The organism is Rhodococcus sp. 05-340-2, from assembly GCF_002258915.1.
Lineage (GTDB): Bacteria > Actinomycetota > Actinomycetes > Mycobacteriales > Mycobacteriaceae > Rhodococcoides.
On record NZ_NOYU01000013.1, the window covers coordinates 47,750 to 70,166 of the forward strand.

General features: G+C 62.9%; 18 protein-coding genes. 12 read left to right on the forward strand and 6 right to left on the reverse strand.

Annotation, left to right across the window (positions count from 1 at the left end; all coding sequences use genetic code 11):
- Nucleotides 1-47 precede the first annotated feature (47 nt).
- Nucleotides 48-2,480 (forward strand): phosphoketolase family protein, encoded by a 2,433-nt coding sequence (locus CH271_RS08065; protein ID WP_094633302.1) that lies wholly within the window; start codon nt 48-50, stop codon nt 2,478-2,480.
- An 82-nt stretch (nt 2,481-2,562) separates the two neighbouring features.
- Here CH271_RS08065 and CH271_RS08070 read toward each other — a convergent pair whose 3' ends face one another.
- Both CH271_RS08070 and CH271_RS08075 read right to left on the reverse strand, forming a co-directional pair.
- Nucleotides 2,563-3,756, reverse strand: coding sequence for a PrsW family intramembrane metalloprotease (locus tag CH271_RS08070; RefSeq protein ID WP_094633303.1), 1,194 nt, complete (start codon nt 3,754-3,756; stop codon nt 2,563-2,565).
- Entirely contained in the window at nt 3,753-4,379 is a 627-nt protein-coding gene (locus tag CH271_RS08075; RefSeq protein ID WP_141216934.1) for a hypothetical protein, read from the reverse strand. The genes CH271_RS08070 and CH271_RS08075 overlap by 4 nt, the downstream gene beginning before the upstream one ends.
- Before the next feature lie 612 nt (nt 4,380-4,991).
- Here CH271_RS08075 and CH271_RS08080 point away from each other — a divergent pair.
- From CH271_RS08080 to CH271_RS08105, 6 genes are all read left to right on the forward strand, one after another.
- Nucleotides 4,992-8,720, forward strand: a complete 3,729-nt coding sequence (locus CH271_RS08080; protein WP_256986330.1) for a nitrate reductase subunit alpha — start codon at nt 4,992-4,994, stop codon at nt 8,718-8,720.
- Complete coding sequence (narH, locus tag CH271_RS08085; RefSeq protein ID WP_094633306.1) at nt 8,720-10,384, forward strand: nitrate reductase subunit beta; 1,665 nt, start codon at nt 8,720-8,722, stop codon at nt 10,382-10,384. Before CH271_RS08080 ends, narH begins: the two co-directional genes overlap by 1 nt.
- Nucleotides 10,381-11,028 (forward strand): nitrate reductase molybdenum cofactor assembly chaperone, encoded by a 648-nt coding sequence (gene narJ, locus CH271_RS08090; protein ID WP_094633307.1) that lies wholly within the window; start codon nt 10,381-10,383, stop codon nt 11,026-11,028. The genes narH and narJ overlap by 4 nt, the downstream gene beginning before the upstream one ends.
- Nucleotides 11,029-11,032: 4 nt before the next feature.
- On the forward strand, nt 11,033-11,779 hold the full coding sequence (gene narI / locus CH271_RS08095) for a respiratory nitrate reductase subunit gamma (protein ID WP_094633308.1): 747 nt from the start codon (nt 11,033-11,035) through the stop codon (nt 11,777-11,779).
- Complete coding sequence (locus CH271_RS08100; protein WP_094633309.1) at nt 11,776-12,996, forward strand: MFS transporter; 1,221 nt, start codon at nt 11,776-11,778, stop codon at nt 12,994-12,996. The genes narI and CH271_RS08100 overlap by 4 nt, the downstream gene beginning before the upstream one ends.
- Before the next feature lie 156 nt (nt 12,997-13,152).
- The gene (locus CH271_RS08105) at nt 13,153-13,644 is read left to right on the forward strand and encodes a hypothetical protein (RefSeq protein ID WP_094633310.1); all 492 of its coding nucleotides are present in this window, start codon (nt 13,153-13,155) and stop codon (nt 13,642-13,644) included.
- Between the two features lie 108 nt (nt 13,645-13,752).
- Here the strand turns inward: CH271_RS08105 and CH271_RS08110 are convergent, their stop codons facing one another.
- A complete protein-coding gene (locus CH271_RS08110) occupies nt 13,753-14,031 on the reverse strand; it encodes a hypothetical protein (RefSeq protein WP_094633311.1) in 279 nt (92 codons plus the stop codon).
- Nucleotides 14,032-14,210: 179 nt separating this feature from the next.
- On the opposite strand from CH271_RS08110, the gene CH271_RS08115 reads away from it, so the two are divergent.
- Nucleotides 14,211-16,643 (forward strand): excinuclease ABC subunit UvrA, encoded by a 2,433-nt coding sequence (locus CH271_RS08115; protein WP_094633312.1) that lies wholly within the window; start codon nt 14,211-14,213, stop codon nt 16,641-16,643.
- 221 nt (nt 16,644-16,864) lie between these two features.
- Here the strand turns inward: CH271_RS08115 and CH271_RS08120 are convergent, their stop codons facing one another.
- From CH271_RS08120 to CH271_RS08130, 3 genes are all read right to left on the reverse strand, one after another.
- The gene (locus tag CH271_RS08120; protein ID WP_094633313.1) at nt 16,865-17,185 is read right to left on the reverse strand and encodes a hypothetical protein; all 321 of its coding nucleotides are present in this window, start codon (nt 17,183-17,185) and stop codon (nt 16,865-16,867) included.
- 439 nt (nt 17,186-17,624) lie between these two features.
- Complete coding sequence (locus CH271_RS08125; RefSeq protein ID WP_256986331.1) at nt 17,625-18,362, reverse strand: alpha/beta hydrolase; 738 nt, start codon at nt 18,360-18,362, stop codon at nt 17,625-17,627.
- Between the two features lie 82 nt (nt 18,363-18,444).
- The gene (locus CH271_RS08130) at nt 18,445-18,972 is read right to left on the reverse strand and encodes a phenolic acid decarboxylase (protein WP_094633315.1); all 528 of its coding nucleotides are present in this window, start codon (nt 18,970-18,972) and stop codon (nt 18,445-18,447) included.
- 65 nt (nt 18,973-19,037) lie between these two features.
- Here CH271_RS08130 and CH271_RS08135 point away from each other — a divergent pair, with 65 nt between their 5' ends.
- The 4 genes from CH271_RS08135 to CH271_RS08150 all read left to right on the forward strand — a co-directional run bounded on the left by CH271_RS08135 (nt 19,038) and on the right by CH271_RS08150 (nt 22,372).
- Nucleotides 19,038-19,529, forward strand: a complete 492-nt coding sequence (locus CH271_RS08135; protein ID WP_094633316.1) for a MarR family winged helix-turn-helix transcriptional regulator — start codon at nt 19,038-19,040, stop codon at nt 19,527-19,529.
- A 246-nt stretch (nt 19,530-19,775) separates the two neighbouring features.
- Complete coding sequence (locus CH271_RS08140; RefSeq protein ID WP_037192557.1) at nt 19,776-20,597, forward strand: mycofactocin-coupled SDR family oxidoreductase; 822 nt, start codon at nt 19,776-19,778, stop codon at nt 20,595-20,597.
- 9 nt (nt 20,598-20,606) lie between these two features.
- Entirely contained in the window at nt 20,607-21,440 is an 834-nt protein-coding gene (locus CH271_RS08145) for a mycofactocin-coupled SDR family oxidoreductase (RefSeq protein WP_037192422.1), read from the forward strand.
- On the forward strand, nt 21,437-22,372 hold the full coding sequence (locus CH271_RS08150) for an AAA family ATPase (protein ID WP_094633317.1): 936 nt from the start codon (nt 21,437-21,439) through the stop codon (nt 22,370-22,372). Before CH271_RS08145 ends, CH271_RS08150 begins: the two co-directional genes overlap by 4 nt.
- Nucleotides 22,373-22,417: the final 45 nt, after the last annotated feature.

Consider the following 22,417-nt stretch of genomic DNA (forward strand, 5'->3'; position numbering starts at 1 on the left):
CAGGGTGAGTGCAATGTTCGACAAACACAGAGAATCGAGGAACAACGATGGTCTCTGACAGCACAGCAGCGCTCGACGAAGCGGAGCTGGACGCTATCGATCGGTGGTGGCGAGCAGCGAATTATCTGTCCGTCGGACAGATCTACCTTCTCGACAACCCGATGCTCGAACGTGAGCTCGTTCCGGAGGACGTCAAGCCGCGTCTGCTCGGTCATTGGGGGACCAGTCCCGGGCTCAATCTTGTGTATGCACATATGAATCGGCTCATCCGCAACCGCGACGTCGATGCCATCTTCTTGGCCGGCCCCGGTCATGGCGGGCCGGCTCTGGTGGCCAACGCGTACCTGGAAGGCACGTACAGCGAGGTCTATCCACACATCGGGGCGGGTACCGAAGGCCTGCGAAAGCTCTTCCGGCAGTTCTCTTTTCCCGGCGGGATCCCCAGCCACGTGGCACCGGAGACGCCGGGCTCGATCCACGAGGGCGGTGAACTCGGGTACGTGCTCTCCCACGCCTACGGTGCGGCGATGGACAATCCCGACCTCGTTGTCGTCGCGGTGGTCGGTGACGGAGAGTTCGAGACCGGGCCGTTGGCCGCGTCGTGGCACAGCAACAAGTTCCTCGATCCGGTCCACGACGGGGCGGTGCTGCCGATCCTGCATCTGAACGGCTACAAGATCGCCAACCCGACCGTTCCGGCGCGCATTCACCGCGAGGAACTGGAGAGCCTGCTGCGGGGCTACGGCCACGAGGTGATCACGGTCGAGGGCGACGACCCGGCGCACGTGCACCAGCAGATGGCCGAGGCCATGGACAGGGCTCACGATCTGATCACGGAGAATCAGCGCGCAGCGCGGGTGGACGGCGACCTCGAACGGCGTCCCGGTCCGATGATTCTGATGGTCACCCCCAAGGGGTGGACCGGCCCGAAGGTCGTCGATGGGCTGCCGGTGGAAGGTACGTGGCGGGCCCATCAGGTCCCGCTGGCGGCGACTCGCGAGAACGACGAGCACCGCGCTCAGCTCGAGCAGTGGATGCGGTCGTATCGGGCCGAAGAGCTGTTCGGGACCGACGGGGTACTGGTCGAGTCGCTGCGCGCCCTCGCCCCGGTGGGGGAGCGCCGAATGAGCGCCAACCCGCATGCCAACGGAGGCCTGCTGACCCGTCCACTTCGGTTGCCGGATTTCCGAGACCGAGCCGTCGAGGTCAGCGAACCTGGAGGCTCGATCCACGAGCCGACACGGGTCCTGGGCGAGTACCTCATCGATGTGGTGCGAGACAACCCCACGAACTTCAGAATCTTCGGCCCGGACGAGACGGCGTCGAACCGGCTCAACCCGGTGTACGAGGTCACCGACAAGGTCTTCGCCGGAACCATCGTGGACACCGACGAGCACCTGGCCCGCTCGGGGCGTGTGGTGGAGATACTCTCCGAACACACCTGCCAAGGATGGGTCGAGGGCTACACACTGACCGGCCGGCACGGAATCTTCAGCTGCTACGAGGCGTTCATCCACCTCGTCGACTCGATGTTCAACCAGCACGCGAAGTGGCTCAAGACCACCCGCGACATCCCGTGGCGACCGCAGGTGCCCAGCTTGAACTATCTGCTCAGCTCACATGTGTGGCGTCAGGATCACAACGGATTCTCGCATCAGGATCCCGGCTTCATCGACCACGTGGTCAACAAGAGAGCGGAAGTCGTGCGCGTCTACCTGCCGCCGGATGCGAACACGTTGCTGTCCACCATGCAGCACTGTCTGGAAAGTCGGCACTACGTCAACGTCGTCGTGTCGGGTAAGCAGCCGTCGTTCGACTGGCTCACCGGGGACGAGGCCGATCTGCACTGCGCTCGCGGAGCCGGTATCTGGGAATGGGCGTGCAACGACGAGGGGCATCCGGACGTGGTGATCGCTGCCGCAGGCGATGTCCCTACCCTCGAGGCTCTGGCTGCCGTCAGCATCCTGCGGGAAGGTCTGCCGGATCTGAAGATTCGGTTCGTCAACGTGGTCGACCTGATGCGGTTGCAGGACGAGACCGAGCATCCGCACGGGATGCCACAACGCGAGTACGACAGCCTCTTCGGGGTGGATGTGCCGGTGATCTTCGCCTATCACGGCTACCCGTGGCTCATTCATCGGCTGACCTACCGCCGAGCCAACAACGCCCATCTGCACGTGCGCGGCTACAAGGAGGAGGGAACGACCACCACGCCCTTCGACATGGTGATGATGAACGACATGGACAGGTTCCATCTGGTCATCGATGTCATCGACCGCACGCCAGGACTCGGCTCGAGGGCGGCGTCGCTACGACAGGAGATGGTCGACACCCGCAGGCGGGCTCGACAGTGGACTCGCGAGCACGGTGACGACCTGCCCGTCGTGCGGGATTGGCAGTGGACGACGCGTGGGGAATCGCCCGAGAAAGGCAATTCGCCGTCGGTCACCGCTGCTGCCTCCACGAGCGCCGACTTCTGACTCGGACGTCATAGGGCCGGGACAGGAAAACCGGTACCGCCCGAAACACGTTCGGGCGGTACCGGTTCTGTTCGATTGTCGGTCAGCCGGCCTTGACGCGCAGACGCTCGACCTCCGAGCGAGAGTGACGCACGGCCTCGGTGTCGGCTCCCTTGCCGTCGGCAAGGTCGTGGGCGAGGTCGAGAATCGCGCGCCGAAGGTGCTTGCGTGCTCGACGGGACTTGTGATGGGGCGCGGACTTGATGAACGCCTTACGCGCCTTCTTCTCCAGGATGCCATCCACCTCTGCGTCGGTCACTGTCCCCGCTTCGACCTCGGGGGCGAGGATGTCGCGGACGAACTCGTATTCACGCGGCGCTGCGCGTCGAAACGCGATGGTCAGTACGGTGAAACCGAGAACGAGGGAGGCGATCATGACGGGGAACGTCAGGATGCCTCCCTGGCCCAGGCCGGTGGCGTCGTCCCAGGTGAAGTGCAGAAACATGCCCAACAACACGAATGCCAGTCCGCGCCCGATCCGGCGTGGCTGGGCCGCGGTGCCGATGAGGTAGATGACACCCGAGCAGACAAGGGCGCTGAAGAGGGGGTGCGAGGCGAAGCTGACCGCGATACGGGTGAACGACATCGACACGGCCTGACCGACCGGATCGGTACCGAACGCCCGTGCGGTGGAGTTGGCGGCATATTGGAAGTCCTCGAAGACCGCGAACCCGAGTCCGATGAACGCGCCGACGATCAAACCGTCGTTTGCGGTGCGGATCAAGCGCGGGGCAAGGCCCATCAGGAGTACGAATCCGCACAGCTTTGCAGCCTCCTCGGTGAATGGTGCCGCGGCACCCGCCGCCCAGTCTGCAACCCACTCTTGGCCGAACAACTTGGTGTAGATGCCGAGCAACGCGTTGTTCGCGGGCAACGCGAATGCGAAGGTGGCCGCAACAGCGCCCCACAGGAGCGCGGCGACGATGAGGCGGCCCGGTTGACGTTCCCACCGGTCGATGTGGCGGAACCAGGCGAACCACGCCAGACCGCACAGTCCGCAGAGAACCGCCGCTGCCACGAATCCATCTGCGTAGAACCCGGCCGTCGGTTCGAAGAAGGACCACGTCTGAAAAACGCCGAATCCGACCAGCAGCACGTACACCCAGAACGAGAGGTTGTGAGGTTGTACGAAAACGAAGCGCTCACCCCAACCGGAGACCTCGAGAGCCCGAGCCTGTCGTCGCCGGGCGTCGGGGCTCACGCCATGCGTCGTTGCGTTCGTGTCGGTCTCGCTCATGAGTTGTTCCCCTCTACGGTCCGGATGCTCGCGATCATGGTTTGGATGGCGTCGTTAGCGGCCGTCATCTGAGCCGGAGGACCGTATGCGGCGATCTTCAGACCGGTGCCGTCGAGAACGAATGCGGCAACGACACCGTCGCCGTTCACGCTGCCGTACGGCTGAGCGACCCCGGTCTCTCCGGTGAGCGTTGTGAGGGTGGTGCGGTTTCCGTCGACCCGGAAGGTCGGGTCGTCGGTGCGGGACGTGACTTTCTCGACCTGATCCAACAGTGCGTCGGGAGTGCCGTCGAATGTGTCCGTCGAGATTTCGAAGGACACGCCGCTATCGGAGATGGTGGCGTCGCCGTGTCTGCGCCCGTCGTCGGTCACGCGGAAGCCATCCTCGACATTCCAGCCGGTGGCCGGGGTGAAAACGATGCGGTCGCTGATCGCGAGTTGCTCCCCTGCGAGGACGGGGTCCTCCAAATCGATGGCTGCGTCGACACGCGGTATCACGAAGATCATGATGATGAAAACCGCGACGACGAAGAGCGCCGGTGGAAACGTGCGTCGATCGAGTCCGAGCACGCGATGCTCCGGCGGCACCCGATGTTTGTGTGTCGCAGCGTGAATCTGTGTCACGGGTACTCCTTGGCCCTGATTGGTGTTCATGTCTTCACGGACCTTGTGGTCGATGAAGTCCAGAAATACGCGATGAACAGTCTCGGTACGATTTTGGACCCGGGCGTGTGTCGGTGCGAACCAATAAACTTCGAGAGTAAATCTGGTTTCCTGGTGCGATTGAGTTACAGTGCCGTACCCGGCATCGCCGGCAGGCTCAGGACGCGGGCGCGTTCCCGTTGTCCGCGCTGCCCGTGAACAGCTGAGTGAGCAGGGCAAGAAGGTTCAGTTCGAGTTCGCTGGACGAGAACATACGAAGGGCTCCTCTGTTCGAGTGAGTGTGAGGCAACCATTCGTAGTTGCATCGGTGTTTTATTGATATCAAGGCAGGTGCGTATCCGCTACAGCACCGGTCGAAAAAAACCGAAAGTACATTTGGATACAAGAAACCAGAACATCGCCTACGTTCTCAGGCTGATATTGCTCATCAAATTCGATGTGACGAGGCCAGTCCCGTTCCAGGACTGCGTCATTGCCGTGACAATGCGTAATACAATTAAGAATTTGGGTGCGGGGACTCGAATTTCGATAAAAGCGTCTGGCTCAGCCGTCGTTCTTTGTACGGTGAAGAGCATGTCCCGGCCAATGGATATCAAGTCGAATGCCGTTCAGGGGGATGCAGCCAAGGCTCTCCTAAACGTCGGCAAGTTCTTCACTCGCTGGGATGAGAGTGACGACGGCCGGATGGTCTTTCGTGAGGGTGGCCGAGCAGGTGACGTGTTCTACCGCGACCGGTGGAGTCACGACAAGGTCGTTCGATCCACCCACGGCGTCAACTGCACCGGTTCCTGTTCGTGGAAGGTCTATGTCAAAGACGGCATCATCACGTGGGAAACGCAGGAGACCGACTATCCGTCGGTCGGGCCGGACAGCCCCGAATACGAGCCCCGTGGGTGCCCTCGTGGTGCTGCTTTCTCCTGGTACACATACTCACCCACGCGTGTTCGGCATCCCTATGCCCGTGGGGTACTGGTGGAGATGTACCGGGCCGCGAAGGCGCGTCTCGGTGACCCGGTGCTTGCTTGGGCGGACGTGGTCGGTGATCCCCTGCGTCGGAAGTCGTATCAGCAGGCACGCGGCAAAGGCGGGTTGGTACGCGTTTCATGGGACGAGGCGATCGAGATCGCGGCTGCCGCGCACGTTCACACCATCAAGACGTACGGTCCGGATCGCTGTGCCGGATTCTCGCCGATCCCGGCGATGTCGATGGTCTCGCATGGCGTAGGCACCCGCTTCGTTCAGCTCATCGGCGGCGTGATGACCTCGTTCTACGATTGGTACGCCGACCTGCCGGTTGCCAGCCCGCAGGTCTTCGGAGACCAGACCGATGTTCCCGAATCCGGCGATTGGTGGGACGCCACCTACTTGATGATGTGGGGATCGAACGTTCCCGTCACGCGTACTCCTGATGCGCATTGGATGGCCGAAGTACGTTACCGCGGAACCAAAGTCGTCACCGTGAGTCCCGACTACGCCGACAACAGCAAGTTTGCCGACGAATGGCTCCCGGCTCAGGCGGGTACCGACGGCGCGCTCGCGATGGCGATGGGACACGTCATCCTCACCGAGTTCTTCGCTCGGAGATCGGTGCCGTTCTTCGACGACTACATCAAGACCTACAGTGACCTTCCGTTCCTCATCCATCTCGACGAGCACGACGGTGCCTACGTGCCCGGAAAGTTCGTCACCGCAGACGAACTCGCGGCATTGCCCGACGGCGCTGCCACCGAAGACGACGTCTGGAAGACGGTCGTACTCGACGGGCGGACCGGAGACCCAGCGGTGCCCAACGGATCGTTGGGGTTTCGGTTCTCGGCATCGGGAGAGGGTCGCTGGAATCTCGATCTCGGCACGATCACGCCCGTGCTCACCCTGCACGGACGCAGCGGGACCGAGAACCTGGAGATACTTCTTCCTGCATTCGATGCCCCCGATGGTTCGGGCAGGGTACTGCGGCGCGGAGTCCCGGCGACCCGGATCGACGGCGCTCTGGTCACCACGGTCTTCGACCTCATGTTCGCGCAGTACGGCGTTGCCCGTGACGGAGTACCGGGAGAGTGGCCCACCGGTTACGACGACGTCGAGGTGCCGTACACACCCGCCTGGCAGGCCGAGATCACCGGTGTTCCGGCCGAGGCCGCCGTCCGTGTGGCTCGCGAGTTCGCCACCAATGCAATCGATTCCGGCGGGCGCTCGATGATCATCATGGGTGCAGGCATCTGCCAGTGGTTCCACGGTGACGCCACGTACCGCGCCATACTGTCCCTGCTCATCCTCACCGGGTGCATGGGCCGCAACGGCGGAGGCTGGGCGCACTACGTGGGTCAGGAGAAGTGCCGTCCCATCACCGGATGGATCTCTCTCGCCAATGCACTCGACTGGTCGCGGCCGCCGCGGACCATGACCGGTACCTCGTACTGGTACATGCACACCGACCAGTGGCGCAACGACGGTTACTCGACGGCGTCGTTGGCCTCGCCGTTGTCGAAGAGCTCGATCACCCACGAACACACAGCCGACGCCATCGCGCAATCGGCGCGGATGGGGTGGATGCCGTTCTACCCACAGTTCGACCGCAATCCGCTCGATCTCGCAGACGAGGCGAATGCTGCCGTGGAGACCGGGGACGCGTCCACGGTCGGCAGTTTTGTTGCCGAGAAACTGCACGACGGCGGCCTCACCGCTGCGATCACCGATATCGACGCGCCCGAGAACTGGCCGCGCACACTGATTCTCTGGCGCTCGAACCTGATGGGCTCGTCGGCCAAAGGAAACGAGTACTTCCTGCGAAATCTGCTGGGCACCCACCACAACGTATTGGGCACCGAGAACCCGAACGCGCCGCGGCCGAACGACGTGAAGTGGCACGAGGAAGCACCCGAGGGCAAGCTCGATCTGATGGTGTCGGCAGATTTTCGAATGACGTCCACAACGCTGCTGTCCGACATCGTGTTCCCGGCTGCGACCTGGTACGAGAAACACGACCTGTCGTCGACCGACATGCACCCGTTCGTGCATGCCTTCTCACCCGCGATCGACCCACCGTGGGAAGCGAAGTCGGATTTCGATCTGTTCCACTTGCTGGCCGACAAGCTCTCGTCTCTGGCAAAGATTCATCTCGGGGTGCGCCACGATCTGGTCAGCGTGCCGATGCAGCACGACACCCCCGGTGAGACGGCACAGCCGCACGGCAGGGTGGCGGACTGGCAGGGTTCGCCCAACCCGGGGACGCCAGGCAAGAATCTTCCGAACTTCGTTGTGGTCGAGCGCGATTACACGGCCATCGCGGACAAGCTGGCGGCCGTCGGACCACTGGCGGACACGTTGGGTTTCGCGGTCAAGAACGTGACCTACGACGTGGCCGAGCAGAGTGACCGATTGGCTGCGAGCAACGGCGTGATGCCGTCGGGTCCTGCCGAAGGGCGACCGGCCATCGACACGGACGTCAAGATGGCCGAGGCAATTCTCACCTATTCCGGTACGACCAACGGCGCGTTGGCGAAGGACGGTTTCGAGAAGCTACAGAAGCGCGTCGGGAAACGCCTCGACGACCTGGCAGCGGGCGCGGAGGACAGGCGCATCACCTTCGCCGACACCCAGCGCGGCCCGGTTCCCGTGCTCACCTCGCCGGAGTGGTCAGGGTCCGAGACCGGGGGTCGGCGCTACTCACCGTTCACCGTGAACATCGAGCGGCTCAAGCCCTTTCACACCCTGACGGGACGAATGCATTTCTACCTCGATCACGACTGGATGATCGACATGGGTGAATCGCTACCGATCTACCGACCACCACTGGACATGCACCGGTTGTTCGGCGAGCCGAGGCTCGGCCCCGACGGCGCGCAACAGATCACCGTCCGGTATCTCACTCCGCACTCGAAGTGGTCGATCCACTCCGAGTACCAGGACAACCTCTTCATGCTGTCGCTGTCCCGAGGTGGGCCGACGGCGTGGCTCAGTCCCGAGGACGCTGCCGCGATCGACGTGAAGGACAACGACTGGATCGAGTGCGTGAACGCCAACGGCGTCGTGGTTTGCCGTGCGGTCGTCAGCCACCGAATGCCGACCGGCGTCACGTATGTCCACCATGCTCAGGAACGAACCATCGATGTTCCCAAATCCGAAGCCACCGGCCGCCGCGGCGGCATCCACAACTCGGCCACTCGACTCTTGGTGAAACCGACGCATCTCATCGGCGGATATGCCCAGTTGTCCTACGCCTTCAACTATCTCGGTCCCGCAGGTAATCAACGCGACATGGTGGCCACCATTCGCAAACGTAGTCAGGAGGTGACCTACTGATGCGAGTGATGGCCCAAGTGGGCATGGTGATGAATCTGGACAAGTGCATCGGGTGCCACACCTGTTCGGTGACATGTAAGCAGGCGTGGACCAACCGTGCCGGCACCGAGTACGTGTGGTTCAACAATGTCGAGACCCGCCCCGGGCAGGGGTATCCGCGACGTTACGAAGACCAGGAGAAGTGGCGGGGTGGCTGGCATCTCAACGCCAAAGGCAAACTGCGCCTGCGCACCGGAGGCCGACTGCAGAAACTGCTCACTCTGTTCGCCAGTCCCGTTCAGCCCACGATCGCCGACTATTACGAGCCCTGGACCTACGACTACCAGACGCTCATCGACGCACCACTCGGTGACGATTTCCCTGTGGCCCGGCCGAAATCGCTGTTGACCGGCAAGGACACCAAAGTCAGCTGGTCGGCGAACTGGGACGACAACCTTGGTGGTGCAACGGAATACGGCGACCTCGATCCGATCGTCGCCAAGCTCCGCAGCGAATCAGAAGAGGCCGTCAAGTTCAGCTTCGAGCAGACCTTCATGTTCTACCTGCCGCGAATCTGCGAGCACTGCCTCAACCCGTCGTGCATGGCTTCGTGCCCGTCGGGCGCGATCTACAAGCGCAGCGAGGACGGAATCGTCCTCGTCGACCAGGACCAGTGTCGTGGCTGGCGGCAGTGCATCACCGGATGTCCCTACAAGAAGATCTATTTCAACCACAAGTCGGGCAAAGCCGAGAAATGCACGCTGTGTTACCCGCGACTCGAGGTCGGCCAACCGACGATCTGCTCCGAGACGTGCGTCGGTCGGCTTCGATATCTCGGAATCTTCTTGTACGACGCCGACGCGGTGACCGACGCGGCGTCGACACCGGACGAGAAGGACCTGTACGAGGCACAACTCGATCTGCTCCTCGACCCCGAGGATCCGAGTGTGATCGCGGCGGCGCGCGCCGACGGCATTCCCGACGACTGGATCGACGCGGCCCGACGTTCCCCGGTGTACGCGCTGGCCAAGAAATACAAGGTCGCGCTTCCGTTGCATCCGGAATATCGCACGATGCCGATGGTGTGGTACGTCCCACCTCTGTCGCCGATCGTCGATCTGCTGGCCGAGCAGGGACATGACGCCGAAGGATATGGCACGTTGTTCGGGGCGATCGAGGCGTTGCGCATCCCCGTCGAGTATCTGGCCGAACTGTTCACCGCAGGCGACACCGATGTCATCGACACCGTTCTCAAACGACTCGCCGCCATGCGCGCCTACATGCGCGATATCACCCTCGGTCGTGAGCCGAACGCCGACATCCCCGCTTCCGTTGGAATGTCGGAAGAGGAGATGTACGAGATGTACCGGCTCATGGCGATCGCCAAATACGAAGAGCGCTATGTCATTCCGACCGCGCACCATGAACAGGCCGCGAAACTCGACGAGATGGCCTGCTCACTGGACTACGAGGAAGGCCCCGGAATGTTCGAGTCCGGTGCCTTCGGTGAGGCCAGCGGTCGTCCGGCCCCGGTGTCGGTGGAGACCTTCCACGCTCTCAAACACCGGCAGACCTCCGATACCGCGGCGGGAGCCGACAGTCTGGCCGGTCGAGTCAACTTGCTGAACTGGGACGGAAACGGCGTGCCGTCGGGAATGTTCCCCAAGAGTTCGGAGACGCCGTGAGATGGTTGCGGGGTCGACGAGAAGTCGACCAGCGGGTGATCTACCAGGCCGCAGCCTGGTGCCTGACGTACCCGGATTCCCAGCTGTTGGCCCGAATCGGTTTGCTACGAGAGGCGCTCGGTGAGCATCCCGACCGTACTGTCGCTGCGCCCCTGGAGCGTTTCGTCGACCACCTGGCGGGCTCGGATATCGACAAGCTGCAGCGCGAGTACGTCGACGTGTTCGATCTTTCGAGCAAACGCACGTTGTATCTGTCGTACTGGACGGACGGAGACACCCGCCGCCGCGGCTCGGTGCTCGGCGAGTTCAAACAGCGTTATCGCGACAGCGGCTATCTGGTCGATCTCCATGGGGAGCTACCCGACCATCTTCCGGTCGTGCTCGAATTCTGTGCTCGCGACCAGCCGGCCACGGCGGTGGAGCTGTTGACGGTCTACCGCGCAGCGCTGGAACTCATTCGGTTGGGCCTGGTCGATCTCGGCACCCCGTACGCCGACGTGATGACCGCGATCTGTGCCTGCCTTCCGGGGGAATCGCCGACGGATCGCCAGTCCGCGCTTGCCCTCCGGGCGACGATACCCATCGAAACGGTGGGCCTGGAGGCTTTCGATCCGCGTCTGCTACCCATCGCCGAGACGAGGTGACGACGTGAATACGATTCTGTGGGGCGTACTTCCGTATCTGGTGCTGACGCTGCTCATCGGCGGCACCATCTGGCGCTACCGGTACGACAAGTTCGGATGGACCACCCGATCGTCGGAGTTGTACGAATCGCGGTTGCTCCGTATCGGGTCACCGCTGTTCCACTTCGGCATCCTGGTCGTCATCATCGGCCACGCCATCGGTCTGCTCGTCCCGGAGTCGTGGACCGAGTTCTTCGGGATCTCCGAGAGTGTCTACCACCTGAATTCGGCATTCTTCGGGTTGATCGCCGGTGTGTGTACTCTCGTCGGTCTCGTCATTCTCGTGTACCGACGTCGACGCGTCGGGCCGGTGTTCATGGCGACCACTCGTAACGACAAGGTGATGTACCTCGTCCTGACCGCTGCTCTGCTGCTGGGGTTCTACGTGACCCTCCTCGGTGCTGTGCCCGGTCAGGAAGGGGTGAACTATCGAGAGACGGTCTCGCCGTGGTTCAGGTCTCTGTTCTATCTGCAGCCGGATGTCGAGGCGATGAGCAACGCGCCCATGCGTTTCCACATCCATGTCCTCGTCGGGATGCTGCTGTTCGCCATGGTGCCGTTCACTCGGTTGGTGCACATGTTCACCGCGCCGGTGCATTACCTGTTTCGCCCGTACATCGTCTACCGCAGCCGCGACAGGCACTCGTCGCCAGGAAATCGCCAGTACCGGCCCGGTTGGGCACCGGTCGGAACGAAGGATCGTGATCGATGAGCACTCCTGTCGAGACCCCACTCGATCGACGCGCGCAATCACTGAACCTCGCTCTTGCGACACTCGCGTTCACGATCAGCTTCTGGGCGTGGAACCTGATCGGCCCGTTGGGTGTTCGATACGCGTCCGACATGGAACTATCCGCTACAGCGAAGTCGGTGTTGGTGGCGATACCGATTCTGGTCGGCTCACTGGGGCGCATCTTGACCGGTGCGCTCACCGACCGCCTGGGCGGCCGAATCATGTTTCCGATTCTGCTGCTGGCGTCCGTGCCGTTCGTCTTCCTCGTCGCTCTCGGCGGACACCTGGGCAACTACACGATTCTGCTCGTGGCCGGATTCTTCCTCGGAATCGCCGGCACCTCGTTCGCGGTCGGAATCCCGTTCGTCAACGGCTGGTACGACAAGTCTCGCAGGGGTTTTGCGACAGGAGTCTTCGGAGCCGGTATGGGCGGCACCGCGTTGTCGGCGTTCTTCACACCGCGGTTCGTTGAGTGGTTCGGGTATGTGACCACCCATGTCGTCATTGCGGTTGCTTTGGTTGTCACCGCCGCAGTCTGCTGGATGTTCATGCGTGATTCTCCGCGGTGGTCACCCAACCATGACGCGGTCGTACCCAAACTGGTCGGTGCGGCGAAATTGCCGATCACGTGGCAGATGGGTTTCCTGTATGCCGCCGCGTTCGGTGGGTTCGTCGCCTTCTCGACGTATTTGCCGACGTACCTGAAAGATGTGTACGACTTCGACCTTGCGGCGGCCGGTACCCGCACGGCCGGGTTCGCGATTGCTGCGGTTGTCGCCCGGCCCATCGGGGGTGTGCTGTCGGACCGCTTCGGTGCGCGCCTGATCACCGCGATTTCGTGTGGTGGTGCCGCGGTGATGGCGGTCTGGATGATCACTCAACCTCCCCTCGAGTTCCTCGCCGGACTGAACTTCGTGTTGACGGCCGTATTCATGGGCCTGGGTTCGGGGTCGGTGTTCAGCTGGGTGGCCAAGGAAGCGCCACAGGAGCGGGTCGGCTCGATCACCGGTATCGTCGGTGCCGCAGGCGGACTCGGCGGCTTCTTCCCTCCGCTGGTCATGGGTGCCACGTACGACTCGGTCGACCACAGCTACACGATCGGCCTCGTTCTGTTGGTGGTCACCGCATTCGTGGCCGCGTTGTTCACGGTGTTCGGTGTGCGAGCGCGCAACACCGACGAACGCCTGTCGACATGAATTCGGCAGAGCGCACTGCTCGAGATGCAACCGACATGTGGGGTTCCATCGGCACCAGCCAACCGAGGAGACGAATGACAATGCATCGGAACAACGAGAGCTTCGGCGCCTCGGCTCATCCGGCCGTAATCCGATTCCACGTCGCGGTGGTGCAGCATGTCGCGTGAGAGCAAAGCCAGGGCGGGGGCACAGGCGGCCGTGGGTGGTGACCGAATTCTCGATGTGGCTCTTGCGGTTCCACGCGGCACGACTTTCGCTGGTGCCGTGGGAATGGGTCTCGGTGCCGGAATCGGCGGCGGAGGTAACTCGACGACCGCATGGGAGATGGGTGGGCTGATGGCGGGGCGTGCCAGCGCGGCTCGACGTCAGAAGATGCCTCCGTCGGTGGTACTCGCACTATCCGAGACGACGCTGTACGCACTGGGGCGCAAGCGATCCGGGCTGTTCGGATCATGGAAGAAATTGGGGCTGTTGACCCGGATCCCTCGTTCGCACCTGACCGTGGCGCACAAACGGCGCGGAACCGTTCTGCATTTGACGTTCACGGACACTACGTCCGGAGTACCGCTGGAGGTCGAGACGACTCCGGTGGGAAATCTGGGGATCAACGACTTCCTGAAAGCGCTCGACAGCAGACCGCAAGGCTGACCGATTGTGCGCCTGCGGTTCGATCAGGCGACGAGAATGGACGAGGGTCCGGTGTCACGCGCTGTCCCAACATGCCCTGAAAATCGGCACTGCTCGCTCTGTCAACATTCACACGACGGTGGCCGCGTATGCCACGAACACCACGAACATGGCCGCGCCGCCGAGGGCCGCGCCGATCATGGCCTCGCGGCCATTGGTCGCCAGGCCCTTCTCGTCCCGGCCCACGCCGACCCACCCGCACACCACCGCGGCGACACCTGTTGGGACAGCGACAAAATCCCCGATGAAGGGTACGAACGCGCAGACCAGGGCGATGATGCCCAGGATCAGCGCGGCACTGCCTGCACCGTTGCGAAACAGCGGCCGGGTGGTGAATTCCTCGGCCATGCCGCCTCCCTCTTCATGATTCTGATCCAGTGGCTCGATGCACGGGTCCGTCGCACGTACGCGACGACCAGACCCACCAAAAAGATACCCTCGTTATGCTCGGAGGCGCGATGGCATCGATGCACCGCACCTCGCCACTTCTGTGCCCTCGGGTCGAGGACGCCAGCTAGGCTCGTTCGGTGACGGACTCAACGTGGGACGGGTATGTACGTGTGCGCGGCGCTACCGAACACAACCTGGCCGCTGTCGATGTCGACATACCTCGCAATGCCTTCGTCGCGTTCACAGGGGTGTCGGGGTCCGGAAAGTCGTCACTGGCTTTCAGCACCTTGTACGCCGAAGCGCAGCGACGCTACTTCGAGTCGGTTGCCCCCTACGCGCGTCGACTGCTTCAGCAAGTGGGCGCTCCCCATGTCGCCTCCATCACCGGCCTTCCGCCGGCCGTTGCGCTGCAGCAACGTCGGGGTTCGCCCAGCTCGCGCTCGAGCGTCGGCACCATCACCACCATGTCCAACCTCCTGCGCATGCTCTACTCCCGGGCCGGTACCTATCCCGACGGTGCGCCGCTGCTGTCGGCGGAGGCGTTTTCACCCAACACCGTCGCCGGGGCCTGTCCGCGATGCGGCGGGTTGGGCGAATTCCATGACGTGACAACGGAACTGCTCGTTCCCGACCCATCGCTGAGTATTCGTGAGGGGGCGATCGCGGCGTGGCCGGGTGCCTGGCAGGGCGCAAACCTGCGCAGCATCGTCAGCGGCATGGGTATCGACATCGACGCGCCGTGGCGCACGCTGAAGAAGAAGGACCGAGACTGGCTTCTCTTCACCGAGGAGCACCCCAAGGTGTGGATCGAACCCGAAGAGGGCCGCGTCGATCACAGTTACGAAGGTAAGTTCTGGAGCGCCCGAAGCCACGTCATGCATGTTCTGTCGGACTCGAACAGCGAGCGGATGCGGGACCGCGCGCTGCAGTTCACCGAAACCGTCCGCTGCCCGATGTGCTCCGGGAGTGGACTGCGCGCCGACGCGCTGGACGTCACCATCGCCGGCCGCTCGATAGCCGAGATCAACTCGCTCTCGCTGACAGAACTTGCCGCAGTACTGCGCCCCATTGCCGAACAGTCGGGGGAGACCACGGAGGTGGCGGTACGCATCACCGCCGACCTGCTGGCCAGAATTGACGTGCTGCTCGAGTTGGGCTTGGGGTATTTGGCGCTCGGGCGTAGCTCGACGACGCTGTCACCCGGCGAGACCCAACGGTTGCGGATCGCCACTCAGCTCCGTTCCGGACTTTTCGGGGTGGTCTACGTGCTGGACGAACCCTCCGCGGGACTGCATCCCGCGGATGCCGAGCCACTCCTCGACGTCCTGGACCAACTGAAGGCGTCGGGCAATTCCTTGTTCGTCGTCGAACACGACATGGACGTGGTCCGCCGCGCCGACTGGGTGGTCGATATCGGTCCCGCAGCGGGTGAGGGCGGCGGACGGGTTCTGTACAGCGGCCCCGTCGCCGGCTTGGAGGAGATCGAGGAGTCGGTCACCAGTAGGCACCTCTTCGGACGAGCGGAATCCGAGCAGCGGGAGGCGCGCCCCACCCAGGGCTGGCTCACGCTGACCGGAGTCACTCGGCACAATCTGCGGGAGCTGACGGCGGAGTTCCCACACGCGGTGCTCACGGCGGTGACGGGCGTATCGGGCTCCGGTAAGTCGACGCTCGTCAGCCAGGTCTTGTTCGAGGTGGCGCGTCACCGACTCGAGACCGCGGCAGACGAGGACGAGGACGCGCAGATCGAGGTCGACGTGGCCGAGGTCTCCGGATTCGAGACGTTCACCCGCCTGGTCCGAGTGGATCAACGCCCCATCGGCCGAACCCCCCGGTCGACACTGGCCACCTACGTCGGAATGTTCGACATCGTCCGCAAACTGTTTGCCGCCACCGATAAGGCCAAGGCCCGCGGATGGGCGCCAGGACGGTTCTCGTTCAACGTCGCCGATGGACGATGCCCCACGTGCCTGGGCGACGGTTTCGTCGAGGTGGAGCTGCTGTTCCTTCCGGGCACCTACGGGCCTTGCCCCACCTGTCACGGTGACCGGTACACCCCGGAAACTCTCGAAATCACCTGGCGCGACAAGACAATTGCCCAGGTATTGCACATGTCGGTGGACGAGGCTGCAGTGTTCTTCGCCGACATCCCGGGAGCATCCCGCAGTCTGGAGACTTTGCGCGACATCGGGCTCGGCTACCTTCGGCTCGGTCAACCCGCCACCGAGCTGAGCGGTGGAGAAGCGCAGCGCATCAAGATTGCCACCGAATTGCAGCGCACCCGCCGCGGCACCGCCCTCTACCTATTGGACGAACCGACCGCAGGGCTGCATCCCTCCGACGTCGCCCTGCTCATGCGCCAACTGCACCTGCTCGTCGACGCGGGCAACACCGTGGTGATGGTGGAACACGACTTGGATGCCATAGCGTCCGCAGACTGGGTCATCGATCTCGGTCCCGGCGGCGGCGACAACGGGGGCACCGTCGTTGCCACCGGCACTCCCGCCGAAGTGGCGGCGTCCCCGGACAGCATCACGGGACCATATCTGGCCCGACGGCTCCAATCCTGAACGGCCGCTTCGTCTTACTCCAGTGCTGCTGCTGGCCTTCGGCCTCGGAGCACTGAACACCTCGATAGGCCGACGAGGGTAAGTGGTGATGCCACTGTCCTACATGACCGGGATACTTCGATGAGCGACGGTCGCACCGCGCGGAGGGCGTCAGAGGCGAGCATCTTCACCTCTGACGCCCCGTCGGCCACCTGCAGAATCATTGCCGGTGCCCGGCTTTTCTATTCAGCGAACTGGTCCTCCAACTCTTGTACCAGCTGGTCGTGAATCGGTGATTCGTCATTGATGAACGCGATCCGCTGCGCCAGCGTCAACCCCGGGTCGGTGAACGGGTCCACTGGCATGCAATCGGCCGACTCGGACTTCGGACTGCCATCCGGATCGACGAAGTCAGCGCAGCTCGGCAAAGAGCCGGGATCGAAGGACGCGGGTGATGCGGCCGCAGGGGCGGCAAAGCCTCCCAGCACGGCACCGGCGGACAACACCCCTCCCGCAATCCCGGTCATGATCCGATTTCGTCGTGAAATGTGCGACAGCACCATTACTGTTCTCCTTCGGCTTTTCGGTCGCGCTCTCTGCGCGACATCAACGACCCTGCCTGTCGAATGTCACGGCTACGTCCCTGGCGTGGAACAATCCGTTCCAATTTCCCGGCCACGTCCGCACAACCCTCGTGGTACTCAGGAACTGCATGAGTTCGGTTCGTACCCAACGTATTCGGGACTGTCTTTGCCCCGATACCGCGCAGGAGTCGGCACGCCGTCTTCGCATCTGATGGGGTTGACCGCAGTAGCGGCAACGGACTGCTACCGGCCGACGGGTTCCGATTGGGACTCGTGTTCGCGACTTGTGTGGACAGTGTCCCTGGTGCTCCTGGATCCGACCGGTACGCGGAAGGTCGCCGATCCCGTGCAGTCGAAGCGACCGTCGATATCGACGGATTGTGCAGCAGTGCAGAGGGTTCCGATAGAAGTCACCGTTTCACGCAACGGGAGAAGACGACCCCCGTGTTCGATCGGATTTCGGTAGCCCCGTCAACGTCAGCAGACGCGTGAGGAGTTCATCCCGCCACGCACACGATGACCAGGCGTGGTCGGCACCTGAGATCGCTGTGAAGGTCGCGTGAGGCAGAAATTCTGCGTAGCGGCGTCCGTACTCGAGTGGCACGATCTGGTCATCGGTGCCATGGATGATGTCGACGGGACCGCTGTATCCGGCAGCTGCGTCGTACACGTCGAGACCGTCGCGGACATCGTCGATGAAGGCTTGCCCGAGCCACATGCCGCCGAAGTCGAGGCCCCCGTTCTGTGCGACAGTATCCAGCGGCTGGCCCTGGATCTCGTGTTCGACGGTGATGTCGTCGACGACGACGCCGGCAGGCGACCACAGTGTGAGGGTGGCCACCAGGTCGGGGTGGCGTGCGGCTGCTATGGCCGACTCCACTGCGCCGAGGCTGTGAGCCACGATGTGGACCGGCGCAGATCGATCGGTGCCGAGGGCTTCGATCATGCTCGACACCTGTTCGACCTCGTCGCGCAGGGTGATGTCCTCGAACTCGCCGTCGCTGACGCCGTGGCCGAGTCGGTCGTACGCGCGTACGAACGCTCCCGCTTTCGCCAGCTGCCGAGAGGTCTGCACGAACAGGCGCTGTGGTCCGACGCTGGAGTCGCTGAAGCCGTGCACGATCAGAATGGACGGCGCTGTTTCGTCGGCGTTCATGGGTCGATACTCGCTGCCACGAATCACCTGGCCATGATGAGAGAGCGTGATCGGGGCCATCTCAGGGTTCTGGAGGCTCATCTCAATTGCCCCTGTCGGCGAAGCCTGCCGGTAGATCGGCGGGCGCGGTGTCGATCACGGTCTCGTCGTCGATGCCGACGAACTCGAACAAGGTGATGTGCGCGAACTCGGGCACGACGTATATCGGATATGTGGGGCCTTCATCACGGAATCGGCGCATCTCGTCGAGGTGGTCGTTCTGGAACAGGACGGTTTTCGACCCGTCCAGTTCGACCCAATGGGGGAAGAAGATGGTGCCGTGCAGAACGCGATCCTCGGGTACGACGTTGACGACGACGCTCGTGCCGGTGGGTTCGTTCCACGAGATCTTGTAGACCCCGCGGCCCAGTCCGACGAGGTCGACTTCTTGCCCTTTGACCCACCGGCCGCCGACCATTCCCGAGTGGATGCGGTAGTCGATGGTGGTGGCGTTCTTGACGTACATCTCGTATTGCCACCCGTTGGCGTAGGTGTAGATGAACCGATGGCCGACTATCGAATTCAGGGCCTGTTCGGGGGCGGGCTCGGTGATGCTGGTGTGAATGTCCATGGCAACATCTTCACCCGGAAGTACGTTTGTTGCAAACCTAAAATTTGGCTGAGTAGTCTGGTTCGGTGGACGATTCCGACAGCGCACCCGGTCTCGCCGATATCGCACGTCGCCTGAGTGCGGAGATAGGTCCCTTCCGGCGCGTGCTGCTCAACACCTCCCGCTCGCGCGCGGGGCTCGCGGCTCTGCCCGACGCGCAGATCGAGATTCTGCGACGGCTCTTCCCGGACAAGTGGGAGGGGCCCACAGTGCTGGGGCGTCAGCTGGGGTTGGCTCGACCCACGATCAGCAACCTCGTCCGAACCATGGAATCGGACGGTCTCGTCGCTCGCCGCCCCGACGGCTCGGATGCGCGAAGCATGCGCGTCGGCCTCACAGATCTTGCTCGCGAACAACTTCGCATCTACGACGTCGCGGCGGAGGGGCTTCTTGTGCAGATACTCGCCGACCTGACGCCGGCCGAGCAACGCACCCTCCGTGACGCCACCGCGCTGCTCGGCCGAATCCGCGCGGCGCTCGAACGCGGCGACGACCTGCAGCGGCGACAGAGTACGTGAGGGCTCGACGCGCAATTCACTTCGATCCTTCACTTCGCGTGCACGTCTGAATCGGTCATTCTGTTCTCCTGTCCGCCGAACGTAAATCGACAACGATTCAAGTAATTCGGCCACATCTGCACTGGGTGTCATATAACGTCGATTCATGTCCCGCAAATCGGACATACCGCCGCGAACGTGCTCGGCCATTCGTCGAATCGTTCTGCGCTCGTGCCGTTTTCATCCGACGATCAAGGAAGTTCGATCATGGGAAAGCTCGACGGGAAAGTAGCCTTCATCACCGGTGCCGCACGTGGACAGGGGCGTAGTCACGCGCTTCGTCTCGCGCAAGAAGGTGCCGACATCATCGCAGTCGACATATGCGCACAGATCGATACGGTCGCGTATCCGATGGCCACCTCGGAGGACCTCGCGCAGACAGTGAAGGAAATCGAGGCTCTCGATCGGCGCATCGTCGCCAAGGAAGCCGACGTCCGCGATTACGACGGGCTGAAAACGGCGGTGGACTCCGCGGTGGCCGAACTCGGTCCGATCGACATCATTCTGGCGAACGCCGGGATAGCACCGCAGGGTGCCGAGAACCCGGACCAAGTGAAAACTTTTCGCGATGTTGTGGAGGTCAATCTGTTCGGTGTGTGGAACACCGTTCAGATCGGGGTTCCGAGCATGATCGACAAGGGTCAGGGCGGGTCGATCGTGTTGACCAGTTCGACGCAGGGCCTTTCCGGTGCGGGCGGCAACGGGTCCGGTGCCGGTGACGGCTACGCGGCCAGTAAGCACGCGGTCGTGGGTCTGATGCGCACGTTCACGAATTGGCTTGCCCAGTACTCCATACGCGTCAACACCGTGCACCCGACCGGAGTGAACACGCCGATGGTCGTCAACGATGTCATGCAGAAGTTCCTCACCGAAAACCCCGACGCCGCAGCCATGCTCGGCAATTTGCTTCCGGTACCGATGATCGAAGCGATCGATATCAGCAACGCGATCGCATGGCTCGTGTCCGACGATGCCAGGTACGTCACCGGCGTCACCTTGCCCGTCGACGCCGGCTTTCTGGCGAAGTAGGAGACGGACATGGGAAAGTTGGAAGGTAAGGTCGCGTTCATCACCGGTGCCGCTCGCAGTCAGGGGCGAAGTCACGCGATACGCCTCGCTCAGGAGGGTGCGGACATCATTGCCGTCGACCTGTGTGGACCGGTCGACACCATCGAAATGTATCCACCGGCAAACGACGCAGATCTGGCCGAAACGGTGAAGCAGGTCGAGGCGCTCGACCGACGGATCGTGGCCACCAAGGCCGATGTTCGCGACTCGGCCGCGCTGAGGAAGGCCGTCGACGACGGCGTCGCCGAACTGGGCCGCCTCGACATCGTCCTGGGCAATGCAGGAGTGTTCGAGATCGCGCCTGCTCTCGACATCACCGACGACGCGTGGCAGAACATGATCGACGTCAATCTCACCGGTGTCTGGAACACGTGCAAGGTTGCACTGCCGCATCTGATCGCAGGCGGTCGCGGTGGTTCCATCGTATTGACGAGTTCGACGGCCGGACTGAAGGGCACGCCGAACACGGTGCACTACACCGCGACCAAGCATGGTGTCGTCGGCATAATGCGCACTCTGGCAAACGAATTCGGCCAACACAGTATTCGCGTGAACACGGTCCACCCGACCGGCGTGGACACCGTCATGATCCAGAATCCCAAGACATGGGGGTTGTTCGCGCCCGATGATCCGAACCCGTCCCGAGAGAAGTCGGCGCCGATCTTCCAGAGCACCAACACATTGCCGGTTCCGTGGATCGAGGCAATCGACATCTCGAACGCCATAGCGTTCTTGGTCTCGGACGATGCTCGATACATCACGGGTGCAACGCTTCCGGTCGATGCGGGGTACACCGTCAAATGACCGGCACTGCGTCGATCGGTGAGGTGCGCCGCCGGATTGCGGCGCACCTCGTCGGTCGAGATCGTGAACTCGATCTCCTGTTGGCAGCGGTCGCGGCCGGGCGAGACCTGCTCCTCGAGGGTCCGCCCGGCACCAGCAAAAGCACTCTGCTCGGCGCGATCACGTCCGAGTGGGCCATTCCACTGTTCTTCGTCGAGGGCAACGCCGATCTGACACCGGCTCGAATTGTCGGTCACCACAACCCGGCTCGGGTTCTTCGCGAGGATTACAGCGAGGACAACTTCGTACCGGGACCGCTGATTGACGCGATGCGCACCGGCGGTTTCCTCTACATCGAAGAGTTCAACCGCGCACCCGAGGACACCCTGAACACGCTTCTCACCGCGATGGCGGAACGACGTATCGTGATCCCGCGCGTGGGAACCGTCCACGCGTTACCGACGTTCCGCCTCGTGGCATCGATGAATCCCTACGACAACGTCGGCACGACGCGGCTCTCGACGAGCGTCCACGACCGCCTCTGTCGCCTCGCCATCGGCTACCAGGATGCCGAAGCCGAACGCGGCATCGTGGGCCTACGCAGCGAATCCGACTCCGTACGAATCGTTGCCGACGCGGTGGCCATCACCCGGATGACGCGTGAGCACGAGGACATCGTCCAGGGCAGCAGTGTGCGCGGGGCAATCGATCTCACCCTCGTCGCACAGCAACTGGCAGAGCTGCGGGGAGTGACCGTTCCCCTCTCCACCGACATCGATCCACCCAGAGACCTACCCGAGGACTACCAGCAGGTGATGCTCGACGCGATGTACGTGGCCCTCTCCGGGCGCATTCACGTCGACGAGACATCCGACGTACCAGCAGAATCGATTTTGCACACCATCTGGCAGGACCACTTCGTGTTGCACCCCGCCGCGGCGGCACCTGGTTGAAGAGCCGTCGAGGTCGAATCGCCGATCACACGACCGGGGACCCGT